The sequence below is a fragment of the Paenalcaligenes sp. DL 463 genome (assembly GCF_057475185.1).
The window spans coordinates 1,122,950-1,142,467 of the sequence record NZ_JBYBKX010000001.1; the positions used below are offsets into that span (position 1 = coordinate 1,122,950).

The 19,518-nt window shown below is 50.5% G+C and carries 15 protein-coding genes and 1 tRNA gene; 8 read left to right on the forward strand and 8 right to left on the reverse strand.

Features of this window, described 5'->3' with window-relative positions:
- Window positions 1-184: 184 nt before the first annotated feature.
- Window positions 185-2,116, reverse strand: coding sequence for a DUF294 nucleotidyltransferase-like domain-containing protein (locus AC2UZI_RS05215; protein WP_486942757.1), 1,932 nt, complete (start codon window positions 2,114-2,116; stop codon window positions 185-187).
- An 86-nt stretch (window positions 2,117-2,202) separates the two neighbouring features.
- On the opposite strand from AC2UZI_RS05215, the gene AC2UZI_RS05220 reads away from it, so the two are divergent.
- Window positions 2,203-5,634: a hybrid sensor histidine kinase/response regulator gene (locus tag AC2UZI_RS05220; RefSeq protein ID WP_486942758.1), complete on the forward strand. Its 3,432-nt coding sequence runs from the start codon at window positions 2,203-2,205 to the stop codon at window positions 5,632-5,634.
- Here the strand turns inward: AC2UZI_RS05220 and AC2UZI_RS05225 are convergent.
- The 3 genes from AC2UZI_RS05225 to AC2UZI_RS05235 all read right to left on the reverse strand — a co-directional run bounded on the left by AC2UZI_RS05225 (window position 5,627) and on the right by AC2UZI_RS05235 (window position 8,381).
- A complete protein-coding gene (locus AC2UZI_RS05225; RefSeq protein WP_486943718.1) occupies window positions 5,627-6,289 on the reverse strand; it encodes a response regulator in 663 nt (220 codons plus the stop codon). The genes AC2UZI_RS05220 and AC2UZI_RS05225 overlap by 8 nt on opposite strands.
- Before the next feature lie 119 nt (window positions 6,290-6,408).
- Window positions 6,409-8,073 carry a cation/acetate symporter ActP gene (actP, locus tag AC2UZI_RS05230; RefSeq protein WP_486942759.1) on the reverse strand — a complete coding sequence of 555 codons (1,665 nt, stop codon included), beginning with the start codon at window positions 8,071-8,073 and terminating at the stop codon, window positions 6,409-6,411.
- On the reverse strand, window positions 8,070-8,381 hold the full coding sequence (locus AC2UZI_RS05235) for a DUF485 domain-containing protein (RefSeq protein WP_486942760.1): 312 nt from the start codon (window positions 8,379-8,381) through the stop codon (window positions 8,070-8,072). The genes actP and AC2UZI_RS05235 overlap by 4 nt, the downstream gene beginning before the upstream one ends.
- Window positions 8,382-8,791: 410 nt before the next feature.
- Here AC2UZI_RS05235 and AC2UZI_RS05240 point away from each other — a divergent pair, with 410 nt between their 5' ends.
- Window positions 8,792-9,130 (forward strand): hypothetical protein, encoded by a 339-nt coding sequence (locus tag AC2UZI_RS05240; protein WP_486942761.1) that lies wholly within the window; start codon window positions 8,792-8,794, stop codon window positions 9,128-9,130.
- A gap of 284 nt (window positions 9,131-9,414) precedes the next feature.
- Here AC2UZI_RS05240 and AC2UZI_RS05245 read toward each other — a convergent pair whose 3' ends face one another.
- Together AC2UZI_RS05245 and trxB are read right to left on the reverse strand one after the other, a co-directional pair.
- Window positions 9,415-10,188 carry a Smr/MutS family protein gene (locus AC2UZI_RS05245; protein WP_486942762.1) on the reverse strand — a complete coding sequence of 258 codons (774 nt, stop codon included), beginning with the start codon at window positions 10,186-10,188 and terminating at the stop codon, window positions 9,415-9,417.
- Window positions 10,175-11,134, reverse strand: coding sequence for a thioredoxin-disulfide reductase (trxB, locus tag AC2UZI_RS05250; RefSeq protein WP_486942763.1), 960 nt, complete (start codon window positions 11,132-11,134; stop codon window positions 10,175-10,177). Before trxB ends, AC2UZI_RS05245 begins: the two co-directional genes overlap by 14 nt.
- A 47-nt stretch (window positions 11,135-11,181) precedes the next feature.
- On the opposite strand from trxB, the gene AC2UZI_RS05255 reads away from it, so the two are divergent.
- The 4 genes from AC2UZI_RS05255 to serS are packed head-to-tail and all read left to right on the forward strand — an operon-like array spanning window position 11,182 to window position 16,913.
- Entirely contained in the window at window positions 11,182-13,557 is a 2,376-nt protein-coding gene (locus AC2UZI_RS05255; protein WP_486942764.1) for a DNA translocase FtsK, read from the forward strand.
- On the forward strand, window positions 13,544-14,170 hold the full coding sequence (gene lolA / locus AC2UZI_RS05260; protein ID WP_486942765.1) for an outer membrane lipoprotein periplasmic chaperone LolA: 627 nt from the start codon (window positions 13,544-13,546) through the stop codon (window positions 14,168-14,170). The genes AC2UZI_RS05255 and lolA overlap by 14 nt, the downstream gene beginning before the upstream one ends.
- An 18-nt stretch (window positions 14,171-14,188) precedes the next feature.
- Window positions 14,189-15,532, forward strand: a complete 1,344-nt coding sequence (locus tag AC2UZI_RS05265; RefSeq protein WP_486942766.1) for a replication-associated recombination protein A — start codon at window positions 14,189-14,191, stop codon at window positions 15,530-15,532.
- A gap of 46 nt (window positions 15,533-15,578) precedes the next feature.
- Window positions 15,579-16,913 carry a serine--tRNA ligase gene (gene serS / locus AC2UZI_RS05270; RefSeq protein WP_486942767.1) on the forward strand — a complete coding sequence of 445 codons (1,335 nt, stop codon included), beginning with the start codon at window positions 15,579-15,581 and terminating at the stop codon, window positions 16,911-16,913.
- 86 nt (window positions 16,914-16,999) lie between these two features.
- Here the strand turns inward: serS and AC2UZI_RS05275 are convergent, their stop codons facing one another.
- Together AC2UZI_RS05275 and AC2UZI_RS05280 are read right to left on the reverse strand one after the other, a co-directional pair.
- The gene (locus tag AC2UZI_RS05275) at window positions 17,000-17,362 is read right to left on the reverse strand and encodes a hypothetical protein (protein ID WP_486942768.1); all 363 of its coding nucleotides are present in this window, start codon (window positions 17,360-17,362) and stop codon (window positions 17,000-17,002) included.
- Window positions 17,363-17,506: 144 nt separating this feature from the next.
- Window positions 17,507-17,596: transfer RNA gene (locus AC2UZI_RS05280), tRNA-Ser, on the reverse strand.
- 268 nt (window positions 17,597-17,864) lie between these two features.
- On the opposite strand from AC2UZI_RS05280, the gene AC2UZI_RS05285 reads away from it, so the two are divergent.
- On the forward strand, window positions 17,865-18,647 hold the full coding sequence (locus AC2UZI_RS05285; RefSeq protein WP_486942769.1) for a 3-hydroxybutyrate dehydrogenase: 783 nt from the start codon (window positions 17,865-17,867) through the stop codon (window positions 18,645-18,647).
- Window positions 18,648-18,680: 33 nt separating this feature from the next.
- Window positions 18,681-19,472 carry a peroxide stress protein YaaA gene (gene yaaA / locus AC2UZI_RS05290; protein WP_486942770.1) on the forward strand — a complete coding sequence of 264 codons (792 nt, stop codon included), beginning with the start codon at window positions 18,681-18,683 and terminating at the stop codon, window positions 19,470-19,472.
- Window positions 19,473-19,518: the final 46 nt, after the last annotated feature.

Below are 19,518 nucleotides of genomic sequence, written 5' to 3' on the forward strand. Positions count from 1 at the left end.
GCTATCGAATTAAGGTAAGTAAAAAATCGGTGTTTTAAGCTAAAGCCAATAGGCCTTGTAGTGGCTGATCACTCTAAATGCTAGCAAATCGCTAACAAAAGGGGTATGCCGATCTCGTTATTTTAGGTGCTATATATTACGCTGTGCGTTTGGGTATAGGTGATGATCATATCGTTTTACTCCTTTAAAGTTGATACTTAAATCGCAAGACGTCTTGTAAGCGCTGAGCCTGACGTATGGCCTCTTGTACGATGCGTCGTTCTAAGGCGTTTAACGAGTCAGGTCTTAATACATTGCTTAAGGCTTGTTTGTTTTCGCTTTGTTGTAAATGCAGTTGCAGACGCAAAAGTTGCAAATACAGGTAGGCATCTTGTAATGCTTTGGCTTCGTCCACGGGTATAGCGCCTTGTACCCCCAGACGATCCAATCGCTTGCAGGTGGACGCATGATGAATGCCGTAGGCTAAAGCCAGTACCCGAATGGCATCCACAAAGGCGCTTAAGGCCTGTGTTTTTAGGTTGATGGTTTGGTCCGCTAATCCGAGCACATGCCCGATCCGATTGAATACAGACTGCACGGGAAGGCGATACTTCAAGGCATTTTCAGCCATCATGCGTTGAAACTGAGGGTGATCGTTGACCAAGCCTAATAAGTAAGGCTTAAGCTCATCCAGCCCCCACGCTGGTCCCCAAATACTGCGTACATCAAAATAAATACTGGCGCTAAGTAAGTTGTCGGGGTCCGGCGTTTGTATGATCTCAGCAAATTTTTGTCGCCATTCAGACAGCGATAGACAGAGCGCTGGATTACTGGCCATGATGTTGCCGGGGCAAAGCGTTAAGCCGCATTGATCCAATGTCACGTTCACATCTTGCGCCAAGGCCAATAGTTGTTGGCGACAGGCTTCGGTCTCGTCAGGGTGTTTGGGATAAAACAAGATGCCGTTGTCTTGGTCGGTTAACAGGGTTTGTTCGTTTCTTCCCTCGCTGCCAAAGCTTAACCAGCAAAATTTCGTCGTGATCGTTGGGTGCTTGCGAAGCATTAGCTCAATCACCCGAGTGGTGGTGTGATCGTTGAGTTGCGTAATCAGGGCGGTGATTTGGCTGGCTTGAGCTCCGTGAGCCAGCATGTTGCTAACCAGCCTAGTCATGTTGGAACGTAGTGTCTGTAAGGTTTCTACGCTGTCTGCATGACGCAATGCACGCGATAGCCGAACGAGGTCAATGCGTTGCAAGGAAAACAGATCACGCTCGGAGAGCACCCCCAGTAATTGCCCATTTTCTACCACACAAATATGCCCGATGTGATGACGCGTCATTAACATGGCCGCATCATAAGCGGTGTCTTGAGCGTGCAGTACATAGGGCGCTTTGGTCATAAACAGCGCGATGGGTTGCGCTCGGGTGGTGTCTTCATCGCTGAATACACGTCGCAGATCTCGTAGGGTAAAGATACCTTCGAGTTGATCGTTTTGACCTAAAATGGCAATGCTACTGACCTGACGGTCGTGCATTTTCTGCACGGCTAAGCCGAGAGGCGTGCTGGGCGTACAGGTCGTGGGGGTGCGTACGACCAGTTGCTGCAACGGGGTATCTAGCGTTTGATCCGAGCCCAGCGCCCGCGTCGCGCGTGCTTGAATTTGCCGCTGTAAGCGACCAAGCAGGGGGCTAAGATTCTGGTAGATGTAGGTTCTAAAAACGTCAGAAACCTGTATTAACGTAGAGAAAGGTTTCAGGTCCACAACCAAACATTCGCATTGAGTTGCAGCAACGTAATGGGTTCGTGTTGGGCGCTCATCAAATAACGCAGCCACAGGAAAGCCGTCACCGGGCGTTAAATAAAAACGCACTTCGGGTTGTGCGGCTGAAGCGAGCTGTTGTGCCCCTTCCACCTTGCCATCAAACAATAAATACCATTGTTTAACTTGACCTGACTCAGGAGAAAGCAGAGGCTCTCCTTCTACGAAAGTGCGTCGTGTGCATTGCTCAGCTAAGAACTGTTGGTGCGCAACTTCCATTTGCGAAAGCTGCTCATGTTCTTGTAGAAAACGAACAATACCTTGGGTAGCTAAAGTGGTAACGTCTTGTTGGGCAGTATGATCATCATGTCTTGTCATAGTGGTGGCCCTGATGCAACTGTCCTATTATTACTCACAATTACAAGATATATCAGCGCCTTATACCAAAGTAGGAGACAGCCTTAATGAAAGCCGGTTGGGTCGTATTGGCCTCGCTAATCTATGCCGCCATCTTGTTTACGATCGCATGGGTAGGTGACAGGAATCCGCTGTATACACAACGGCCTTGGTTGCGGCCAGCCGTATACAGTCTGGCGTTGGCGGTGTATTGCTCGTCGTGGACTTTCTATGGGGCAGTGGGCTCGGCGGTGCGTTATGGGGTGGGTTTTTTACCGATTTATTTAGGCCCGCTGTTGATGCTGATTTTTGGCTGGCGACTTCTTGAGCGCTTGGCTCTGGTGGCTCAAAGTCAAAACACGGTGTCTATTGCTGACTTCATGGCAAGTCGATACGGTCGCTCGCAGCGCTTAGCGGCGATGGTGGCAGGCATTGCGGTGGTGGCCGCTGTTCCGTATTTAGCGCTGCAATACAAGGCGGTGGCCCTGAGCTTAAGTGTGCTGGCCGGTACGGATTTTGATCGTGGTGTGTTGGGTGATCCCGCATTGTATGTGGCCATTTTAATGGCGCTGTTTTCTATTTTATTTGGTACACGACAAGTCGATGCCACAGAGCACAGGCCGGGACTGATGCTCGCGGTGGCTTTCGAATCGTTGGTGAAGTTAATCGCCTTGGTAGCGGTTGGCTTGTTTGCGGCTCAGTGGTTCGTTAAGGCTGACCTGAACATGGTTGGAGCCGTCAGTACGCTGTTTGAAAATACCGTGCCTGTGGGGTTTGTTGGGCAAACGCTGTTGGCGTTTGCGGCCATTATTTGCTTGCCGCGTCAATTTCATGTGGCGATCGTCGAATGTGGTGATGTCGTCGATATTCGTCGCGCAAGATGGCTATTTGGTGGTTATCTGGTGTTGATTAGCCTGATGGTGTTACCCATCGCGGCGGCCAGTGTTTCTTTGTTTGGCGCCGGCGCGGATGTGGCTCCAGACAGTTATGTGTTGGCTTTACCCTTATCGCAAAATCAGGTGGGGCTCGCCCTAATGGTGTATATCGGGGGCTTCTCAGCAGCGACAGGCATGGTCATCGTGACAAGCGTTGCCTTATCGACCATGGTTAGTAATGACTTGGTCATGCCCCTGTTACTACGTCGTGGCTGGGCACAATACCAGCAAGGCAACGTGGCTTCTACCGTACTGTGGATACGGCGCATTGCCATTATGGCGTTAGCGGGGGCGGCCTATGGTTACTACATGCTTAGCGGGCAAGATACGGCCTTAGCGTCTTATGGTTTGATGGCCTTTGTGGCGGTTGCTCAATTTGGTCCGGGTTTGATTGGTGGGTTGTATTGGCGCGGAGCAAGCCGCCAAGGGGTTGAAGCCGGTTTGGTACTGGGCTTTGCGCTTTGGGTCTATACCTTGTTGCTACCCACCTTAGCCGAGGTCGGCTGGCTTGCCGACGAGTGGTTGCATTATGGGCCATGGGGGGTATCGTGGTTAAGGCCTTATCACTTGTTCGGGGTAGAAGGCTGGGATCCACTCACCCACGGCACGTTCTGGTCGCTAACCTGCAATATTGCCGCTTTTCTGTGGGTCTCGTTACGCCGCCGCCCAGGGTTGGGTGATCGCTTACGGGCCGAGCCTTTTTTAGACCCCTACGCGCAACGACAAAACCTGTCTTCGGGTCAATCGTATGGCGATTTATCCGTGCACGATTTGCTGTTGCTAGCCGGTCGAATTGTGGGGGCAAAAACCGCAGAACGTGCCTTTACTGCACAAGCCAGACAACGTAATCAAACCTTAGAGCCAGGCTTGCGAGCTGACGGCAGTTGGGTACATTTTACCGAGCTATTATTGGCCGCTGCAGTGGGTGCGGCGTCGGCACGATTAGTGCTAACCAGTGCATTACGGGGTTCAGGCATGGAGGTCGCTGCGGTGGTAGCGGTGCTTGATGAGGCTGGACAAGAACTACGCTTTAATCGTGATATTTTGCTTACCACGCTTGAAAACATTGATCAGGGCGTAAGCGTTGTCGATTCAGATATGCGGTTGGTTGCGTGGAATCAAAGTTATCAGCAGCTATTTAAATACCCCAGAGCCATGTTGTATGTGGGTCGGCCGGTCGCTGATTTGATTCGCTTTAACGCAGAGCGTGGAAAAATTGAAACCACCAAACAAGACATTGACGAGGCCATCAACCGTCGAATTCAATTTATGCGTGATGGCTCATCCTATGTGTCGCAACGCACCTTAAACGATACGCAGGTAATCGAGTTAAGGGGGCGCCCGCTACCGGGCGGTGGCTATGTCACCAGTTACAGTGATATTACGCACTATAAACATGTAGAACGCGAATTGCGTGAAATGAATGAGAACCTTGAACAGCGGGTGGCCGAGCGTACGCAAGAGGCCGAGCAAGCCCAAGAGTCACGCACTCGCTTTTTGACCGCTGTTAGTCATGATGTCTTGCAGCCCATTAATGCCGCACGGTTATTTGCTTCGGCCTTGCACGACAGTGAGGACCCCAAAGAAATGCCTCATTTAGCCGAACGTATCGATACCTCATTGCGTACGGCAGAAGAACTGCTTGAAGGCTTGTTGGACGTTTCTCGATTAAATGCCGGAGCGCTTAAGCCCGAATTAAGCGTGATTAGCGTGCGTCAGTTATTACAGCATCTGGCTGATCAATATGCGCCCATGGCGACGCGCCGAGGCTTAAGCTTAAGCCTCTATGCCAGAGATCTCTACGTCTACAGCGATCAGCGTTTATTGCGTCGGGTTGTGCAAAACTTTTTGGCGAATGCGTTGCGTTATACGCAAAAAGGGCGCGTGGTGCTGAGTGCTCGTTTGCGCAACGATCACGTTGAGTTTCAAGTGTGGGATACGGGCCAGGGTATCCCTGAACATCATATTCAGCAGATCTACGCTGAGTTTCATCGTTACGAGCAGCCCTTTGATTGGGACGGGCGAGGTTTAGGGTTGGGTTTATCCATTTGTCAGCGCATTGCTCTGCTGCTGGGCCATAAGCTGGATGCGCGCTCTCAGGTTGGGCGCGGCAGTATGTTCTCGATTAGTGTGCCATTGGCGCAGGCTCCTCAAGCACCGCAAACGCAAGCGAACGCAACGACTCAACGCAATGATCAGCATGCCTTAGCGGGATTACGGGTGCTGTGTTTGGATAATGACCTTGATATTATCGCCGGGATGGAGGCGTTGCTTGGGCGCTGGGGTATACATATCATTACCGCAACCACGGTAGACGAAGCGCTTGATAAGATGGAGCAAAAACCGGATGTGCTGTTGGTGGATTATCACCTGCATGATCGTTTGGATGGTTTGCAGGCGTTGCAGTTACTGCGTCTACAGGCTCCGCATATACAAGGTGCGTTGCTCACAGCCGATGGCAGTGATCAGCTTAAAAAAGCGGCCCGCGAATTGGGTTATTTGGTATTAACCAAACCCATGAAGCCGGCTTCCTTACGTGCGTTCTTAACGGCACAGATTAAATAAGTTTGGCCTCGACACTTTCTTCTTGATGCAAGCCTAAGCGGCTGGCGATCAGAACGGCTTGCGTACGATTGGAGGCGCCAAGTTTACGTAAGATAGCGGTCATGTGGGCTTTGATGGTGGCTTCAGACACATTCAGTTCGTGTGCGATTTGCTTGTTGAGTTGACCGGTACTTACCATTTGCAAAACTCGGAACTGCTGCGGCGTTAGTTCTTGCAACTGGGCGGCCACTTGTTTTTCTTCCACACTAAGACCGAGTGTGGCATCAGAGACCTCAGGCAGCCACGTACCACCATCTAAAATTTCCTGTATGGCGGTGCCCAAGGTTTGTGAGTCAGCCGATTTGGGTATGTAGCCTGCGGCGCCATGTTCGATGGCTCGGCGTATTAGGCTGGGATCTTCATGCGCCGTGATCATGGCGATAGGAAGTGTGGGGTAAGAGGCGCGTAAATGCACTAAAGCACTAAAGCCAATGGCCCCCGGAATGTCTAAATCAAGTAGCAGTAAATCTGCATCTGGGTGGTCATCGACAAGCTGATACAGGTTCGCGATTCGGTCGGCTTCAAAAATCGTAGCATGCGGAAATAAGCGCGCCACGACGCCTCGTAAGGCTTCACGAAATAAAGGGTGGTCATCAGCAATTAGCAGTTCAGTCATGGGGGAATTATGCCATGGCTTAATTGCGACGTTCTGCATAGTGTAATTACCCCTTGCCTAGAAGCAGAACAGGGTACCGAAGTACCCTGTTTGACGAACTTAAGGCCTGCAATCAGCGTTTAGTGTTGACTGGCTGCAGCGGCTCCGATACCGGTTTGACTGCGTACGGTCAGTGCGGCAAAGGCAGCACGCTCTTGAATAGCACGAGCACTATTATCCAGTGTGGAAATTAACCAGATCGAGAAGAAGGCTAATGGAATGGATAGAATGCCTGGGTTAGGGAAGGGCGTAATGGGCTCAGCATAGCCGAAGACGTCTACCCATACGGTTTGGCTTAACACTACCCAAATGGTTGCTGTGGCTAAGCCTAAGAAACCACCGATAGTTGCTCCGCGAGTGGTGCATCCTTTCCATGCAATGGATAAGACCAAGACAGGGAAGTTGGCACTGGCGGCAATGGCGAAGGCTAAGCCCACCATAAAGGCCACGTTCTGGTTCTCGAAAATAATACCCAGCAGAATCGCTAACACACCCAGTACCACGGTAGAGATTCGCGAAATGCGCATCTGGTCGCGTTCTGTAGCGCGGCCTTTAGCGATAACGTTGGCGTACAAGTCATGTGAGATAGCCGCGGCACCCGCAAGGGCTAAGCCAGCCACCACGGCAACAATGGTCGCAAAAGTCACTGCAGCCAAGAAGCCCAGTAGCAGGTTACCCCCTACCGCGTTGGCCAGATGCACCGCCACCATATTGGTACCACCGATCAGGCCGTTGAGCATATCGAAGGTGCCGTCGGGTCCTGTCATGAAGTACTCAGAGTGTTTAACTAAAAGGGCAATGGCACCGAAACCAATAATGAAGGTCAGCAGGTAAAAGTAACCAATAAAGCTACTGGCGTAAATGACGGATTTACGAGCTTCTTTTGCGTCCGCGACGGTAAAGAAACGCATCAAGATATGCGGCAAGCCAGCTGTACCAAAAGCCAGTGCAATACCTAGTGATAGCGCATTGAGCGGGTTGCTACTGACTGCGGCACCGGGCTCCAGAATGGAATGGCCAGTGGGGTGGGTGGCAACCGCCTCGGCAAGCATCGCGTCAATATCCCAATGAAAGGCCGCCAGTACCAAGCCAGTCATTAGGGTTGCGCCTACCAGCATCAACACGGCTTTGATGATTTGCACCCATGTGGTGGCCGTCATGCCACCAAAGGCCACATAAATCATCATAAGTGAACCCACAATGACCACAGCGATGTTGTAGTCTAAGCCGAACAGCAACACGATTAATTTACCCGCGCCCACCATTTGTGCAATTAAGTACAGCGCAATAATAAGCAACGAGGCACTGGCTGCTAGCACACGCATGGGGGTTTGCGACAAGCGGAAGGAGGTCACGTCGGCGAAGTTATAGCGACCTAAATTTCGTAGGCGTTCGGCGATAAGGAACATCACCACAGGCCAACCAAATAAGAAGCCAATCGCGTAAATCATTCCGTCAAAGCCGGAGACATAAACCATCCCTGCAATACCGAGGAAAGACGCTGCAGATAAATAGTCCCCCGCAATGGCTAGACCATTTTGAAAGCCACTTAAGCCGCCTCCGGCGGTATAGAAGTCAGACGTTGTATGAGTACGGCGAGCGGCCCACCAGGTGATGCCCATGGTGGCCGCGATAAAGGTCAAAAACATGACAATAGCGGAAGTGCTGGCTTGCCCTGTCGGCGCTGCAAACGCTGTACCGGTGGCTGCCGCCCAAAGCCCTAAACCGAAGAAAGTCTTTTTCATGTTGCATCCCTCACAATCTGGGCGAGCAAAGGGTCATACACTTTATTAGAGATATAAACAAAGACCGAAATCAGCACGACCGCACTTACAGCGACCAGCACTGCACTGAGCACGCCAATGGACATCGTCATGTTGCCCACGGGGCGGCTGAATAATTCGGGATCAAAGGCGAGGGTAAGTATGAAGCCTGCATAAATCACAATCGTTAAGCTGAAAAAAATCAGGCTCATGCGATTACGTTTTCGTAATAGTTCTTGATAGGCGGGGTGTTGCATAACCGCCGACACCACATCATTGGGTGCACTCATCGTTGTGTCTCCTTTGGTTGATGATTCTATGCATCGGAATTTTTTTCAGCACAATCTCGCTATGTCGAACGCCTAGAGGTGCTCCTGTGATGAAATATAAAACGAGTCTAAATAACCGAGTAGGCGACTTTGGTCGTAGATGAAAACGTGAAGACATGGGCGTGAATGCCCGAAAGCTGGCCGTTACGTCGCCTCGCAGGGTGTCGTTGGTGTTTTCCCTAGCGTAAGCGGTTTAGAGGCTGTTTTTCACTGACTTGTAAGAACGCCGTCTTAATAAAGACTTAATCGCTGCTTAGAATGAGTACTCTGGCTGCTACCCCGGACTTAATCATCGCGAGTGCTTTGGGGTAGGGCAATAACGATAATGTTGTGATGACTCATATTAAATAAAGCGACGATCAGGACTCGGTATGAAACGACCTTCGGAGGATGCACTATTCGTTAAATTGCTTGAATATTATGTGCTGCATAGTATTGGTGAACTTACCGATGATAAGCAAGCAGAAGCAAAACGAATTGAATCTCATTTGCAAACAAAATATCAATTAACCGATACTTGGTTTGAGATGATCAGTGCCACGCTAAATGATTTGCCGATTCAGCAACACGACATGGTGCGTATTTGGAATAAGTACAGTGGCTGGGCATCGCAACGGGGCGCTATCCCCGACCCAGAGGCCTTTGCTGTATCGTATGTAGATCAGCATTATGCCTTGCCAGACATGATGCCTATTGCTCGGCGCGCTTAAGATGAACCTGTATTATTTTAGTAATGTATCAGTGCATTCCCTAAGTGTGTAAGCCGCAGAAATATTGCAAAATACGTTTCATGCAGGTGAGGAGACTATGCAGCCCGGTTTAACAGGGCAGCCGCAATATAGCGGTATATTTTAATAAAGCAGTATCCATAACTAGAATAAAATAAACAAAGGCCAACAGTGATCCTGTTGGCCTTTGTTTATTTATAAATGACGTCTTTTAGTTTATGACGTTACTTAATAAAAAATACGCGTCTTTAAACCCGCTATCGTCATTAACGATAGCTGCGTAAAATTATTTTCACCGCCCCTTTTCCACCTTCGTGTGGTGCACACTCAGCATAGGCTAAGACGTCGTGCAACTGTGAAAGCCAACGTCTTACCGTAGGAAGTAGGATGGGACCATCTTGCCCCTTCGAGCCATAACCCACCCCGTGCACAATGCGTACGCACTTTAGACGGTGCTCGATGCATTCAGCAATAAACTCACTGACTAACGATCGGGCTTCATCCAGTGTGGCGCCGTGCAGGTCTAGGTTGGCCATAATGGGCCACCTTCCTTTTCTCAGATTGCGCATGACGTCAGACCCACATGCCGAACTTAAATACTCGGTGGGGTCGTGTTCAAAAGACGAAGAAATAAATTGATCCGAGGTCTGTACCAACGGGAGAGCATGAGTGGTGGGGCCCATTGCATGGTGCTGTTTGGCCTCGGCCATTTCTGGGGGCGTTAGGCTAACGGTACTGAGTGGAATGCGATCTGAAGACGGTAAAGGCGTAACGTCGTGCATTTCTCGCTCGAACAGCAGCTTGTCCGTATGGGTAACGGGCGAGGTGGTTTTGTGTGCAGGTTGCAGCAGCGTTTGAAATTCACGCTTCAGCACATGGCTTTCAGGCACCGCGTATTTGGCCGCCGCTTGCATTTTAGGCGTGACAAGAACCGGCCCGTCTTTTTTTAAGGCAGGCCGTTCGAGTGTGGCTTGATGAGCGCGTAGCGTTTTCAAGTCGGCAAGACGAGGCTTGCCTAACTTGGACTTATAAGCCTTCATTCTCCAACCACCGTTGCGCGTCTAAAGCGGCCATGCATCCTGCACCGGCACTGGTAATTGCTTGGCGATAAATCGTGTCTTGCACGTCTCCGGCGGCAAATACACCCGGCACGGATGTCATTGTTGCCATGCCTTCGTGGCCTGAACGCGTAATAATGTACCCATCTTTCATGGTTAGCTGATCTTGGAAAATCTCGGTATTAGGGTGGTGGCCAATAGCGATAAAGGCGCCCATCACAGCCAGGTCTTCGGTTTCGTTCGTCTGGTTGTTGCGTAAGCGCACACCCGTGACGCCGGAGTCATCGCCCAATACTTCGTCTAACTCGTGAAAGAGCTTTAGTTTAATGTTGCCGTTCTTAACGCGATCCATCAAACGGTCGGTTAAGATGGGCTCGGCACGAAATGTATCGCGGCGGTGAACAACGGTAACGGTTTTGCATAGCCCAGACAGATACAATGCCTCTTCGACGGCAGTGTTACCGCCACCGACAACGATGACATCTTGGTTTTTGTAGAAGAAGCCATCGCAGGTAGCACAACCCGATACGCCACGACCCATAAACTTTTGCTCGGACTCTAGGCCTAAATACATGGCCGAAGCGCCGGTGGAAATGATTAATGAGTCGCAGGTATACACATTGCCCCCATCACCGTGTAAGGTGAACGGGCGTTTGCTAAGATCTACTGAACTGATTTGATCAAAAATCAGTTCAGTTTCAAAACGTTCGGCGTGAGCTTGAAAGCGCGCCATTAAGTCCGGCCCTTGTACACCATTGGCGTCAGCAGGCCAGTTTTCAACATCCGTGGTGGTCATGAGTTGTCCACCTTGTTCCATTCCGGTGATTAACACGGGGTTAAGATTGGCTCTGGCAGCGTAGACGGCGGCGGTATAGCCAGCGGGGCCCGAGCCCAAAATCAATACTTTTGCATGTTTAACAGTAGACATCGTAGAAATTCCGAATAATTCAATAACCAGCCAATTATAATGAGTCCATGGCTAGATTACCTGCAACTTCAAATCGATCCTCAAAGAATGTCCGAAACGGGCCTTCTCCCTTACAGTTACGCTTGACTTCGCTCATGCGCGAAGCGCGATGGTTTGTGTTCGCTGCCGTCGCCGCTTGGTTAGGTCTTGTGTTGGCTACCTGGAATGCCGCTGACCCAGCGTGGTCGCAGTCTGTGCATGCGGGGGTCATACGTAATCGGGGTGGAACCTTCGGCGCTAATGTGTCCGATTTCCTCCTGTTTTTATTCGGTTTTTCCGCATGGCTTTGGGTTGTGTTGCTGGTGCAACGCGTGACGGTAGGTTTTTATCGCCTCACGCATTTGGTGATGCCCAACACCAAAACGGAAGAGCCGCTTCCGCGTGTTCGTTGGGAAATCGGAATCGGTTTCTTTTTGTTGTTTATGGGTTGTATGGGGTTTGAGGCCCTGCAGTTTCGAAGTTGGGGCGACAGCCACAGTCTACCTGCTGGCGCAGGGGGGCAACTTGGCTATTTATTAGCCCGTTGGTTATCCACCAGCCTTGGCTTTGCGGGCGCGACCCTGCTATTCCTTAGTTTTATTGCGATTGGCTCCAGCTTGTTTTTTAACTTTTCTTGGTTAAATGTTGCCGAAAAACTAGGTCAAGGCGTAGAGAAAGCGGCGCGTCATCTGCTTGAGTTAAAAGCCGCTCGCGAAGATCGCCGTGTAGGCGAGACAAAAAGCGCAGAACGCAAAGAAAGTGTGGCCACTAAGCAAGAATTGTTTGTGCACGAAAAGCCGGTACGTATCGAGCCTTCGGTCAGTGTGGTACCAAAATCCGAGCGTGTGCAAAAAGAAAAACAACAAACCTTATTTAAAGAGTCTAAGGCGACGGGACAAGTGTCAGGCGACTTACCGGCTATTAGCTTGCTGGATCCGGCCGATGAAAACCAAGAAACGGTTTCCGCCGAAACACTGGAGTTTACGTCCAGACTGATCGAGAAAAAACTGTCTGATTTTGGCGTAACGGTTACTGTGGTTCAGGCTCAGTCAGGCCCGGTCATCACGCGTTATGAAATTGAACCGGCAACGGGTGTTAAGGGCAGCCAAATTGTGAACTTGGGCAAAGATCTGGCCCGATCACTTAGCTTGGTTAGCATTCGAGTGGTAGAAACCATTCCCGGCAAGAATTTAATGGGCCTAGAACTGCCGAACCCTAAGCGTCAAATGGTGCGCTTAGAGGAAATCGTAGCCTCGCAAACTTATCACAACAGTGGCTCGTTATTAACGATGGTGCTAGGTAAAGACATTGCGGGTCATCCCGTTGTGGCCGATTTAGCGCGCATGCCACATTTATTGGTGGCGGGAACGACGGGTTCAGGTAAGTCGGTAGGGATCAATGCGATGATCCTTTCGTTACTGTATAAGGCTACCGCCGACGAGGTTAAGCTCATCCTGATCGATCCCAAAATGTTAGAAATGAGTGTTTACGAAGGGATTCCGCACTTGTTGGCACCGGTAGTGACTGACATGCGTCAAGCGGCAAATGCCTTAAATTGGTGCGTTAACGAAATGGAAAAGCGTTATCGTCTAATGAGTAAAATGGGTGTACGTAACCTAGCGGGTTTTAACAGCAAAATACGTGACGCCGAGAAAAAGGGTGAAGTCATTCCTAACCCATTTTCGCTTACGCCTGATGCGCCAGAGCCGTTAAGCACAATGCCATTTATTGTGGTTGTCATCGACGAGCTAGCCGATTTGATGATGGTGGCGGGAAAGAAAATTGAAGAACTTATCGCCAGACTTGCCCAAAAAGCACGTGCCGCCGGTATCCACTTGGTATTGGCAACGCAGCGCCCCAGTGTTGACGTCATCACGGGTTTGATTAAAGCCAATATTCCTACACGTATCTCCTTTCAAGTGTCTTCGCGTGTTGACTCACGCACGATTCTTGACCAAATGGGCGCCGAAACCCTATTAGGGCAGGGCGATATGCTGTATTTACCACCCGGCACGGGCATACCTATGCGGGTACACGGTGCGTTTGTTCACGATGATGAAGTTCACCGCGTGGTGGACTACCTTAAAGAGCAAGGTGGCGAGCCCGATTACGTAGACGGTATTCTTGATGGCGTGCAAGCCGGAGAAACGGGTGATGGTGTCAACCCGGTAACGGGAATGGCAGATGCCGAGTCTGATCCTTTATACGATCAGGCTGTGGCTATTATTCTGAAGAACCGTCGTGCCTCGATTTCATCCGTACAGCGTCACTTACGCATTGGTTATAACCGTGCTGCGCGCCTGCTGGAACAGATGGAACAGTCTGGCGTGGTGTCGGCGATGCAGCCTAATGGAAATCGCGAAATTTTAGTTCCCACCGGAGGTGCTTCGGATGAAGAAAGTTAAACAGCTTGTAGGCGCCGCGTTATTGGTGTGTGCCAGTAGCGTGGCATGGGCAGAGGGCGCCACAGCGCAATTACGCACTTTTATTGATGACGTACAAGCCGCTACCGGCGAGTTTACGCAACGTACGACCGATACGACAGGTTCGTCCAGAACCGAGCAAAGGGGTAACTTCGCTTTTCAACGGCAAGGTCAGTTCCGTTGGGAGACCCGTGAACCTTACGAACAGCTTGTGCTGTCCGATGGCAAATTCGTTTATCAGTACGACGCTGATTTAATGCAAGTGACCCAGCGCGGTGTGGATTCAGCTGTAGGCGCTTCACCCGCTGCTATTTTATTTGGCTCAGGCAGTCTGGATGACGCGTTCACTCTTTCTGAGATGCCCGATCGCGATGGCTTGTCGTGGTTGCAGGCGGTTCCAAAAAATGCGGATGCGGGCTTTGCTCACGTCAACATTGCTTTTGATGCGAAGCTACCGGTGCGTATTGAGCTGCTTGATTCGTTCGGTCAAACCACGCATATTGAACTACGTAAGTTAACGTCGCAATCATCCTTAGACCCAGCTTTGTTTGTTTTTGATGCACCCGAAGGGGTGGATGTGGTGACCATGCCTTAAGGGCACGGTAACAGTTTTATGGATGACACTGACCTTTTCTCTAACGCGGCACACATGCAGACTTATGCGCCCTTGGCCGAGCGTATGCGTCCACGTAATCTTGATCAAATAGCAGGGCAACAAGACCTTGTGGGGCCCGGTAAGCCGTTGCGAGTCGCCTTCGAGTCAGGTAGGCCGCACTCCATGATTTTCTGGGGGCCTCCTGGGGTTGGGAAAACCACCTTGGCTCGCATGATGGCTGAAGGTTTTGACGCTTTGTTTTTGGCCATATCAGCCGTATTAGGGGGCGTTAAAGACATACGCGAAGCGGTGGTCAAAGCGCAAGTTGCCCAAGGTCAGGGCCGCCGTACGATCTTATTTGTTGACGAGGTACATCGTTTTAACAAGGCACAGCAAGACGCTTTTTTGCCCTATGTTGAAAGCGGCTTATTCACCTTTATTGGCGCCACCACCGAGAACCCCTCGTTCGAAGTCAACTCTGCCTTATTGTCTCGTGCCCGTGTCTACGTATTGCAACCGCTTTCAGAGGCTGAACTACGCGTATTATTAGACAGGGCTGTCACCTTACTGAATACCGATCAACGTTACGATGGCGCCTTGCTCATCGACGACGATGCCCGAAGCCAGTTGTGCCGTTGGGCCGATGGCGACGCGCGCCGCTTGTTGAACGCTGTAGAGGTGGTGGCCGAGTCGGCTCAAAGTGCAGGGCGTGATGTAGTAGATAGTGACTGGCTGGAAGTCGCCTTATCCCAAAACCTTAGGCGTTTTGATAAAGGTGGCGATGCCTTTTACGATCAGATCAGTGCATTGCATAAGTCAGTGCGGGGTTCGGACCCTGATGCCTCGTTGTATTGGTTTTGCAGAATGCTAGATGGCGGCGCGGATGCACGCTATTTAGCCAGACGTATTGTGCGCATTGCGTGGGAAGACATCGGTCTTGCTGACCCCCGAGCCATGCAGCTTGCTAATGACGCCGCCGCCACCTACGAACGACTTGGTTCACCAGAAGGAGAGCTCGCTCTGGCTCAAGCGGTGTTGTATTTGGCTGCAGCGCCCAAAAGCAATGCAGGATACAACGCTTATAATTTGGCTAGACGCTTCGCTGCAGAGCACGGTAGTGCGCTGGTGCCGCCTCACTTGCAAAACGCCCCGACTAAACTCATGAAAGACTTAGGCCATGGCAAAGCCTATCGCTATGCGCACGACGAGCCTAATGGCTATGCCGCGGGCGAGCATTACTTTCCACAGGGCTTGAATCCCGTTTTTTATCGTCCGACAGATCGGGGCTTGGAACAAAAAATCGGGCAAAAACTACAGTCTTTGGCAGAGCTAGATCGACAGTATCGCAATAAGCGCTCATAGATTCGCTACAATCTTCAGATTCTATTTTTAAACGGCTTTTTCACTCATGTTAGACATAAACCTTTTGCGTAAAGATTTGCCCAGTGTGGTTCAAGCATTGGCTACGCGGGGCATCGACTTTGATACTCAACGCTTTAATCAACTCGAAGCGAAGCGTAAATCGGTACAGGTCGAAACCGAAACCTTGCAGGCCAGACGTAATGCGGTGTCCAAGTTAATTGGACAATTAAAGTCTAAGGGTGAAGATGCGTCGGCAGAAATGGCCGAATCCCAACAGATACCCCAGCAATTGCATGAGCTTGAGCAACAGCTCTCGACGATCCAACACGAACTGATGGGTTGGCTAGGCGGTTTGCCTAACGTGCCACACAGCAGTGTGCCAGTGGGCGATTCTGAAGAGCAGAACGTAGAGATTCGACGTTGGGTACCCAATGCCTCTGATCCTTCTACGGATCCGGCTCCTTTAGCCTTCGAGCCTAAAGATCATGTTGAGGTTGGGGAAAAAATAGGCCTTGATTTTGAAGCGGCCCGAAAGCTGTCAGGCTCTCGCTTTATGGTGTTACGCGGGAGTATTGCTCGTCTGCATCGGGCGTTGGCTCAGTTTATGCTTGATATGCAAACCCAAGAGCACGGTTATACCGAATGCTATACGCCGTATATTGTGAACAGTTCGACCTTGTACGGTACGGGCCAGCTTCCGAAGTTCAAAGATGACATGTTCTGGGTCACCAAAGGTGGGCAAGGGCACGATGAAGAAGACACCGTTGCCGAAGACTTGTATCTTATTTCCACCTCGGAAATCACCTTAACCGGTACCGTACGAGATGAAATTCTTCCCCTAACCGAGCTTCCCGTTAAGTTAACCGCACACAGCCCTTGTTTTAGGTCTGAAGCCGGAAGTGGAGGGCGTGATACCCGAGGGATTATTCGCCAACATCAATTCGACAAAGTGGAAATGGTGCAAATCGTGCTTCCAGAGCAGTCTTACGACGCGCTAGAGCAAATGGTAGGGCATGCCGAAGCGGTATTGCAACGTCTGGGCTTGGCTTATCGAGTTGTCTCTTTATGCACAGGCGATATGGGCTTTTCAGCCGCTAAAACCTACGACCTTGAAGTGTGGTTGCCTGCACAAAATACGTGGCGAGAAATTTCGTCAGTATCGAACTGCGAAGCCTTTCAGGCGCGTCGTCTCCAAGCCCGATTCCGTCCCGAAAAAGGCCGCCCTGAATACGTACACACCCTGAATGGTTCGGGTTTGGCAGTGGGTCGTGCCTTAGTGGCCGTATTGGAAAACTACCAAGAAGCCGATGGTTCAGTACGCGTGCCCGAAGCGCTGCAACCTTATCTGGGTGGCGCGACCGTTTTATCAAGTGTGAAGTAAGTAATAACGTAGGCGTACAGCGCGGGTATCGCTACCCGTGCTGCCGCATTTACCGTGTAATGCACAACCCTAACGCTGAACGGCGCTTAGTGGTATTTAATCGGGTAGTCGTCAGACAAGCCCAGTAATAAAGGCTTCTCGTCCTTTATCTTTTTCGTTTGAGCACGTCTTGGGGTCGTCGAGCCTCGGTTCAATACCCATAATAATAATGGTACCCAAACCAGTAACGTTAGCGCCTTAGCTGCGATCCCATTCAAGCTGGCATAGCCGGTCTCTGGCGACGCACTGACGTTTAATAATGCGGCAAGGGCGGGGAACTGCCCTACAAACTCGATGATGAGATTACCGGGAATACGAAAAACCCAACGTGCGGTTTCCCAAAGTTCCCATACGCTAAGGCTACCATCGCCGTTAACGTCCATGACCCATTGCAGTGTTTGAAATTGCATGATTGCCTCCTGTTCCAGAAGTCCTGCACACAACGCACATTAAAAACTCTACACTTTCACTATAGGGCTAAGCGGGACCCACGTTCCATATGGTTTTCCCTAGTCGAAAAAAAAGCCATCGCAATGGATGGCCTTTTTTAATAGTGGCGGGCAGGGTGGGATTCGAACCCACGATACGCTTGCACGTATACTGAATTTCGAGTCCAGCGCATTCGACCTCTCTGCCACCTACCCGCTAGGCCGATTTACTGCATGCATTGCAGCTTACCTGTAAAAGGCAAGACCGCTATTCTAGCAGAATTTTTTAAAGCATAGCGAATAATTAAGGTGTGATGTATGCACTTGGTTTTTTAAGAAATCTTATCGCGCAAACGGCAGAATAGTTTATAGACGACGACCTGTGGTGGTCGCCAGAACAACCCCATGCGCGGTCTAATCGTAGTAGGGCGTTAAAACCGTTAGAATAAAATATTATTGAATCATTAACGATTAAAGGCTGATTATGCTCACGAATAAGACGGCAGTTATTACCGGTTCAACCAGTGGTATCGGTTTAGCAATTGCTAGAGGCTTGGCGTCTCATGGGGCCGATATCGTATTGAACGGTTTCGGTGAGAAGCAAGACGTTGAAAAGTTGCGGGTGAATATTGAACTGGAATTCGATGTCAAGGCGCACTATATCCCCGTTGACCTCAGTGACGCCGACGGTGCCAGATCGTTGATTACGCAAGCGGCCGATTTGCTAGGTGGCATCGATATTTTGGTGAATAACGCGGGCATTCAGCACACCGACACCACAGAAAATTTCCCAGTTGATCGTTGGGACGCCGTCATTGCCTTAAACTTATCAGCTGTGTTCCATGCAACGGCAGCGGTGTTGCCGTCGATGCAAGACAAAGGCTGGGGGCGAATCATTAATGTTGCTTCGGCTCACGGCTTAGTCGCCTCCGAGCAAAAATCAGCCTATGTGGCTGCAAAGCATGGTGTCATAGGCTTAACCAAAGTGGTGGCGCTTGAGAATGCAGGCAATGGCATTACGTGCAATGCCATTTGTCCGGGTTGGGTACGCACACCATTAGTTGAAGCCCAAATTAAAGCGTTGGCCCAAAGTGCCGAGGTCGATATAGAAACGGCCGCAAAAATGCTACTGTCAGAGAAGCAACCCTCGCTGCAGTTCGTCACGCCAGAACAAATTGCAGGTGCTGCCGTGTTCATGTGTACCGAGGCCGCCGATCAAATGACCGGTAGCAGTTTAAGTCTTGATGGCGGCTGGACAGCACGCTAAGGCTTAAGACCAGTATTACCTTAAGGATGACTCATGTTGTTTTTACTTTCGCCAGCGAAAAAGCTGGATTACGACTCTCCCGTTCGCACCACGCAAAGTAGCCAGCCTCTTTTTGTGGACGAGGCCCAAGTGTTGAACGGCATCATGCAGGAAAAAACACCCGCAGAAATTTCCACGCTCATGCGCATTAGCGATGACTTGGCTCAGCTAAACGCCGAACGTTTCGCACAATGGAAGCCTACGTTCACGACCGAATCCGCCAGACAGGCAGTGCTGGCGTTTAATGGGGATGTGTACGAAGGCCTAAAGGCCGATGAGCTCTCTGATGAGCAATTGCAATGGACCCAAGACCACTTGGTTATTTTAAGTGGCCTCTACGGCGCTCTGCGTCCATTGGATTTAATGCGTCCTTATCGACTAGAGATGGGCACTCGATTAGCGAACCCACAAGGTAAAAACCTCTATGAATTCTGGGGCACTAAAATAGGAAGCTACCTTGCTGAACGTGCCACCCAGCAAAAAGAGGGGGATGCGGTGTTGTTAAATCTGGCATCCGACGAATACTTCAAGGCGGTGGATACACGTGCCGCAGGGCTGCCCGTGGTGCAATGTGTGTTTCAAGACGAGAAGAATGGCGTCTGGAAGATCATTAGTTTTTACGCAAAAAAAGCACGTGGCCTAATGATGCGTTATGCCATTGATCATCGTATTAACACCGTAGAAGGGCTGAAAGGCTTCGATGTGGCAGGTTATGCCTTTCAAGCCGAGTTATCGTCTGATACCAAGTTAGTATTCAGACGCCCTGAGGCGGCTTTGGCTAAATAATGGCACCGTAGTCATACCGAGTAAAAACGGCTTGAGGCAATAAAAC

Bases quoted from the DNA above. Each gene is read 5' to 3' on its own strand.
- AC2UZI_RS05215 (WP_486942757.1), bottom strand. From the start codon at position 2,116: ATGACAAGACATGATGATCATACTGCCCAACAAGACGTTACCACTTTA.
- AC2UZI_RS05220 (WP_486942758.1), top strand. From the start codon at position 2,203: ATGAAAGCCGGTTGGGTCGTATTGGCCTCGCTAATCTATGCCGCCATC.
- AC2UZI_RS05225 (WP_486943718.1), bottom strand. From the start codon at position 6,289: ATGACTGAACTGCTAATTGCTGATGACCACCCTTTATTTCGTGAAGCC.
- actP (WP_486942759.1), bottom strand. From the start codon at position 8,073: ATGAAAAAGACTTTCTTCGGTTTAGGGCTTTGGGCGGCAGCCACCGGT.
- AC2UZI_RS05235 (WP_486942760.1), bottom strand. From the start codon at position 8,381: ATGAGTGCACCCAATGATGTGGTGTCGGCGGTTATGCAACACCCCGCC.
- AC2UZI_RS05240 (WP_486942761.1), top strand. From the start codon at position 8,792: ATGAAACGACCTTCGGAGGATGCACTATTCGTTAAATTGCTTGAATAT.
- AC2UZI_RS05245 (WP_486942762.1), bottom strand. From the start codon at position 10,188: ATGAAGGCTTATAAGTCCAAGTTAGGCAAGCCTCGTCTTGCCGACTTG.
- trxB (WP_486942763.1), bottom strand. From the start codon at position 11,134: ATGTCTACTGTTAAACATGCAAAAGTATTGATTTTGGGCTCGGGCCCC.
- AC2UZI_RS05255 (WP_486942764.1), top strand. From the start codon at position 11,182: ATGGCTAGATTACCTGCAACTTCAAATCGATCCTCAAAGAATGTCCGA.
- lolA (WP_486942765.1), top strand. From the start codon at position 13,544: ATGAAGAAAGTTAAACAGCTTGTAGGCGCCGCGTTATTGGTGTGTGCC.
- AC2UZI_RS05265 (WP_486942766.1), top strand. From the start codon at position 14,189: ATGGATGACACTGACCTTTTCTCTAACGCGGCACACATGCAGACTTAT.
- serS (WP_486942767.1), top strand. From the start codon at position 15,579: ATGTTAGACATAAACCTTTTGCGTAAAGATTTGCCCAGTGTGGTTCAA.
- AC2UZI_RS05275 (WP_486942768.1), bottom strand. From the start codon at position 17,362: ATGCAATTTCAAACACTGCAATGGGTCATGGACGTTAACGGCGATGGT.
- AC2UZI_RS05285 (WP_486942769.1), top strand. From the start codon at position 17,865: ATGCTCACGAATAAGACGGCAGTTATTACCGGTTCAACCAGTGGTATC.
- yaaA (WP_486942770.1), top strand. From the start codon at position 18,681: ATGTTGTTTTTACTTTCGCCAGCGAAAAAGCTGGATTACGACTCTCCC.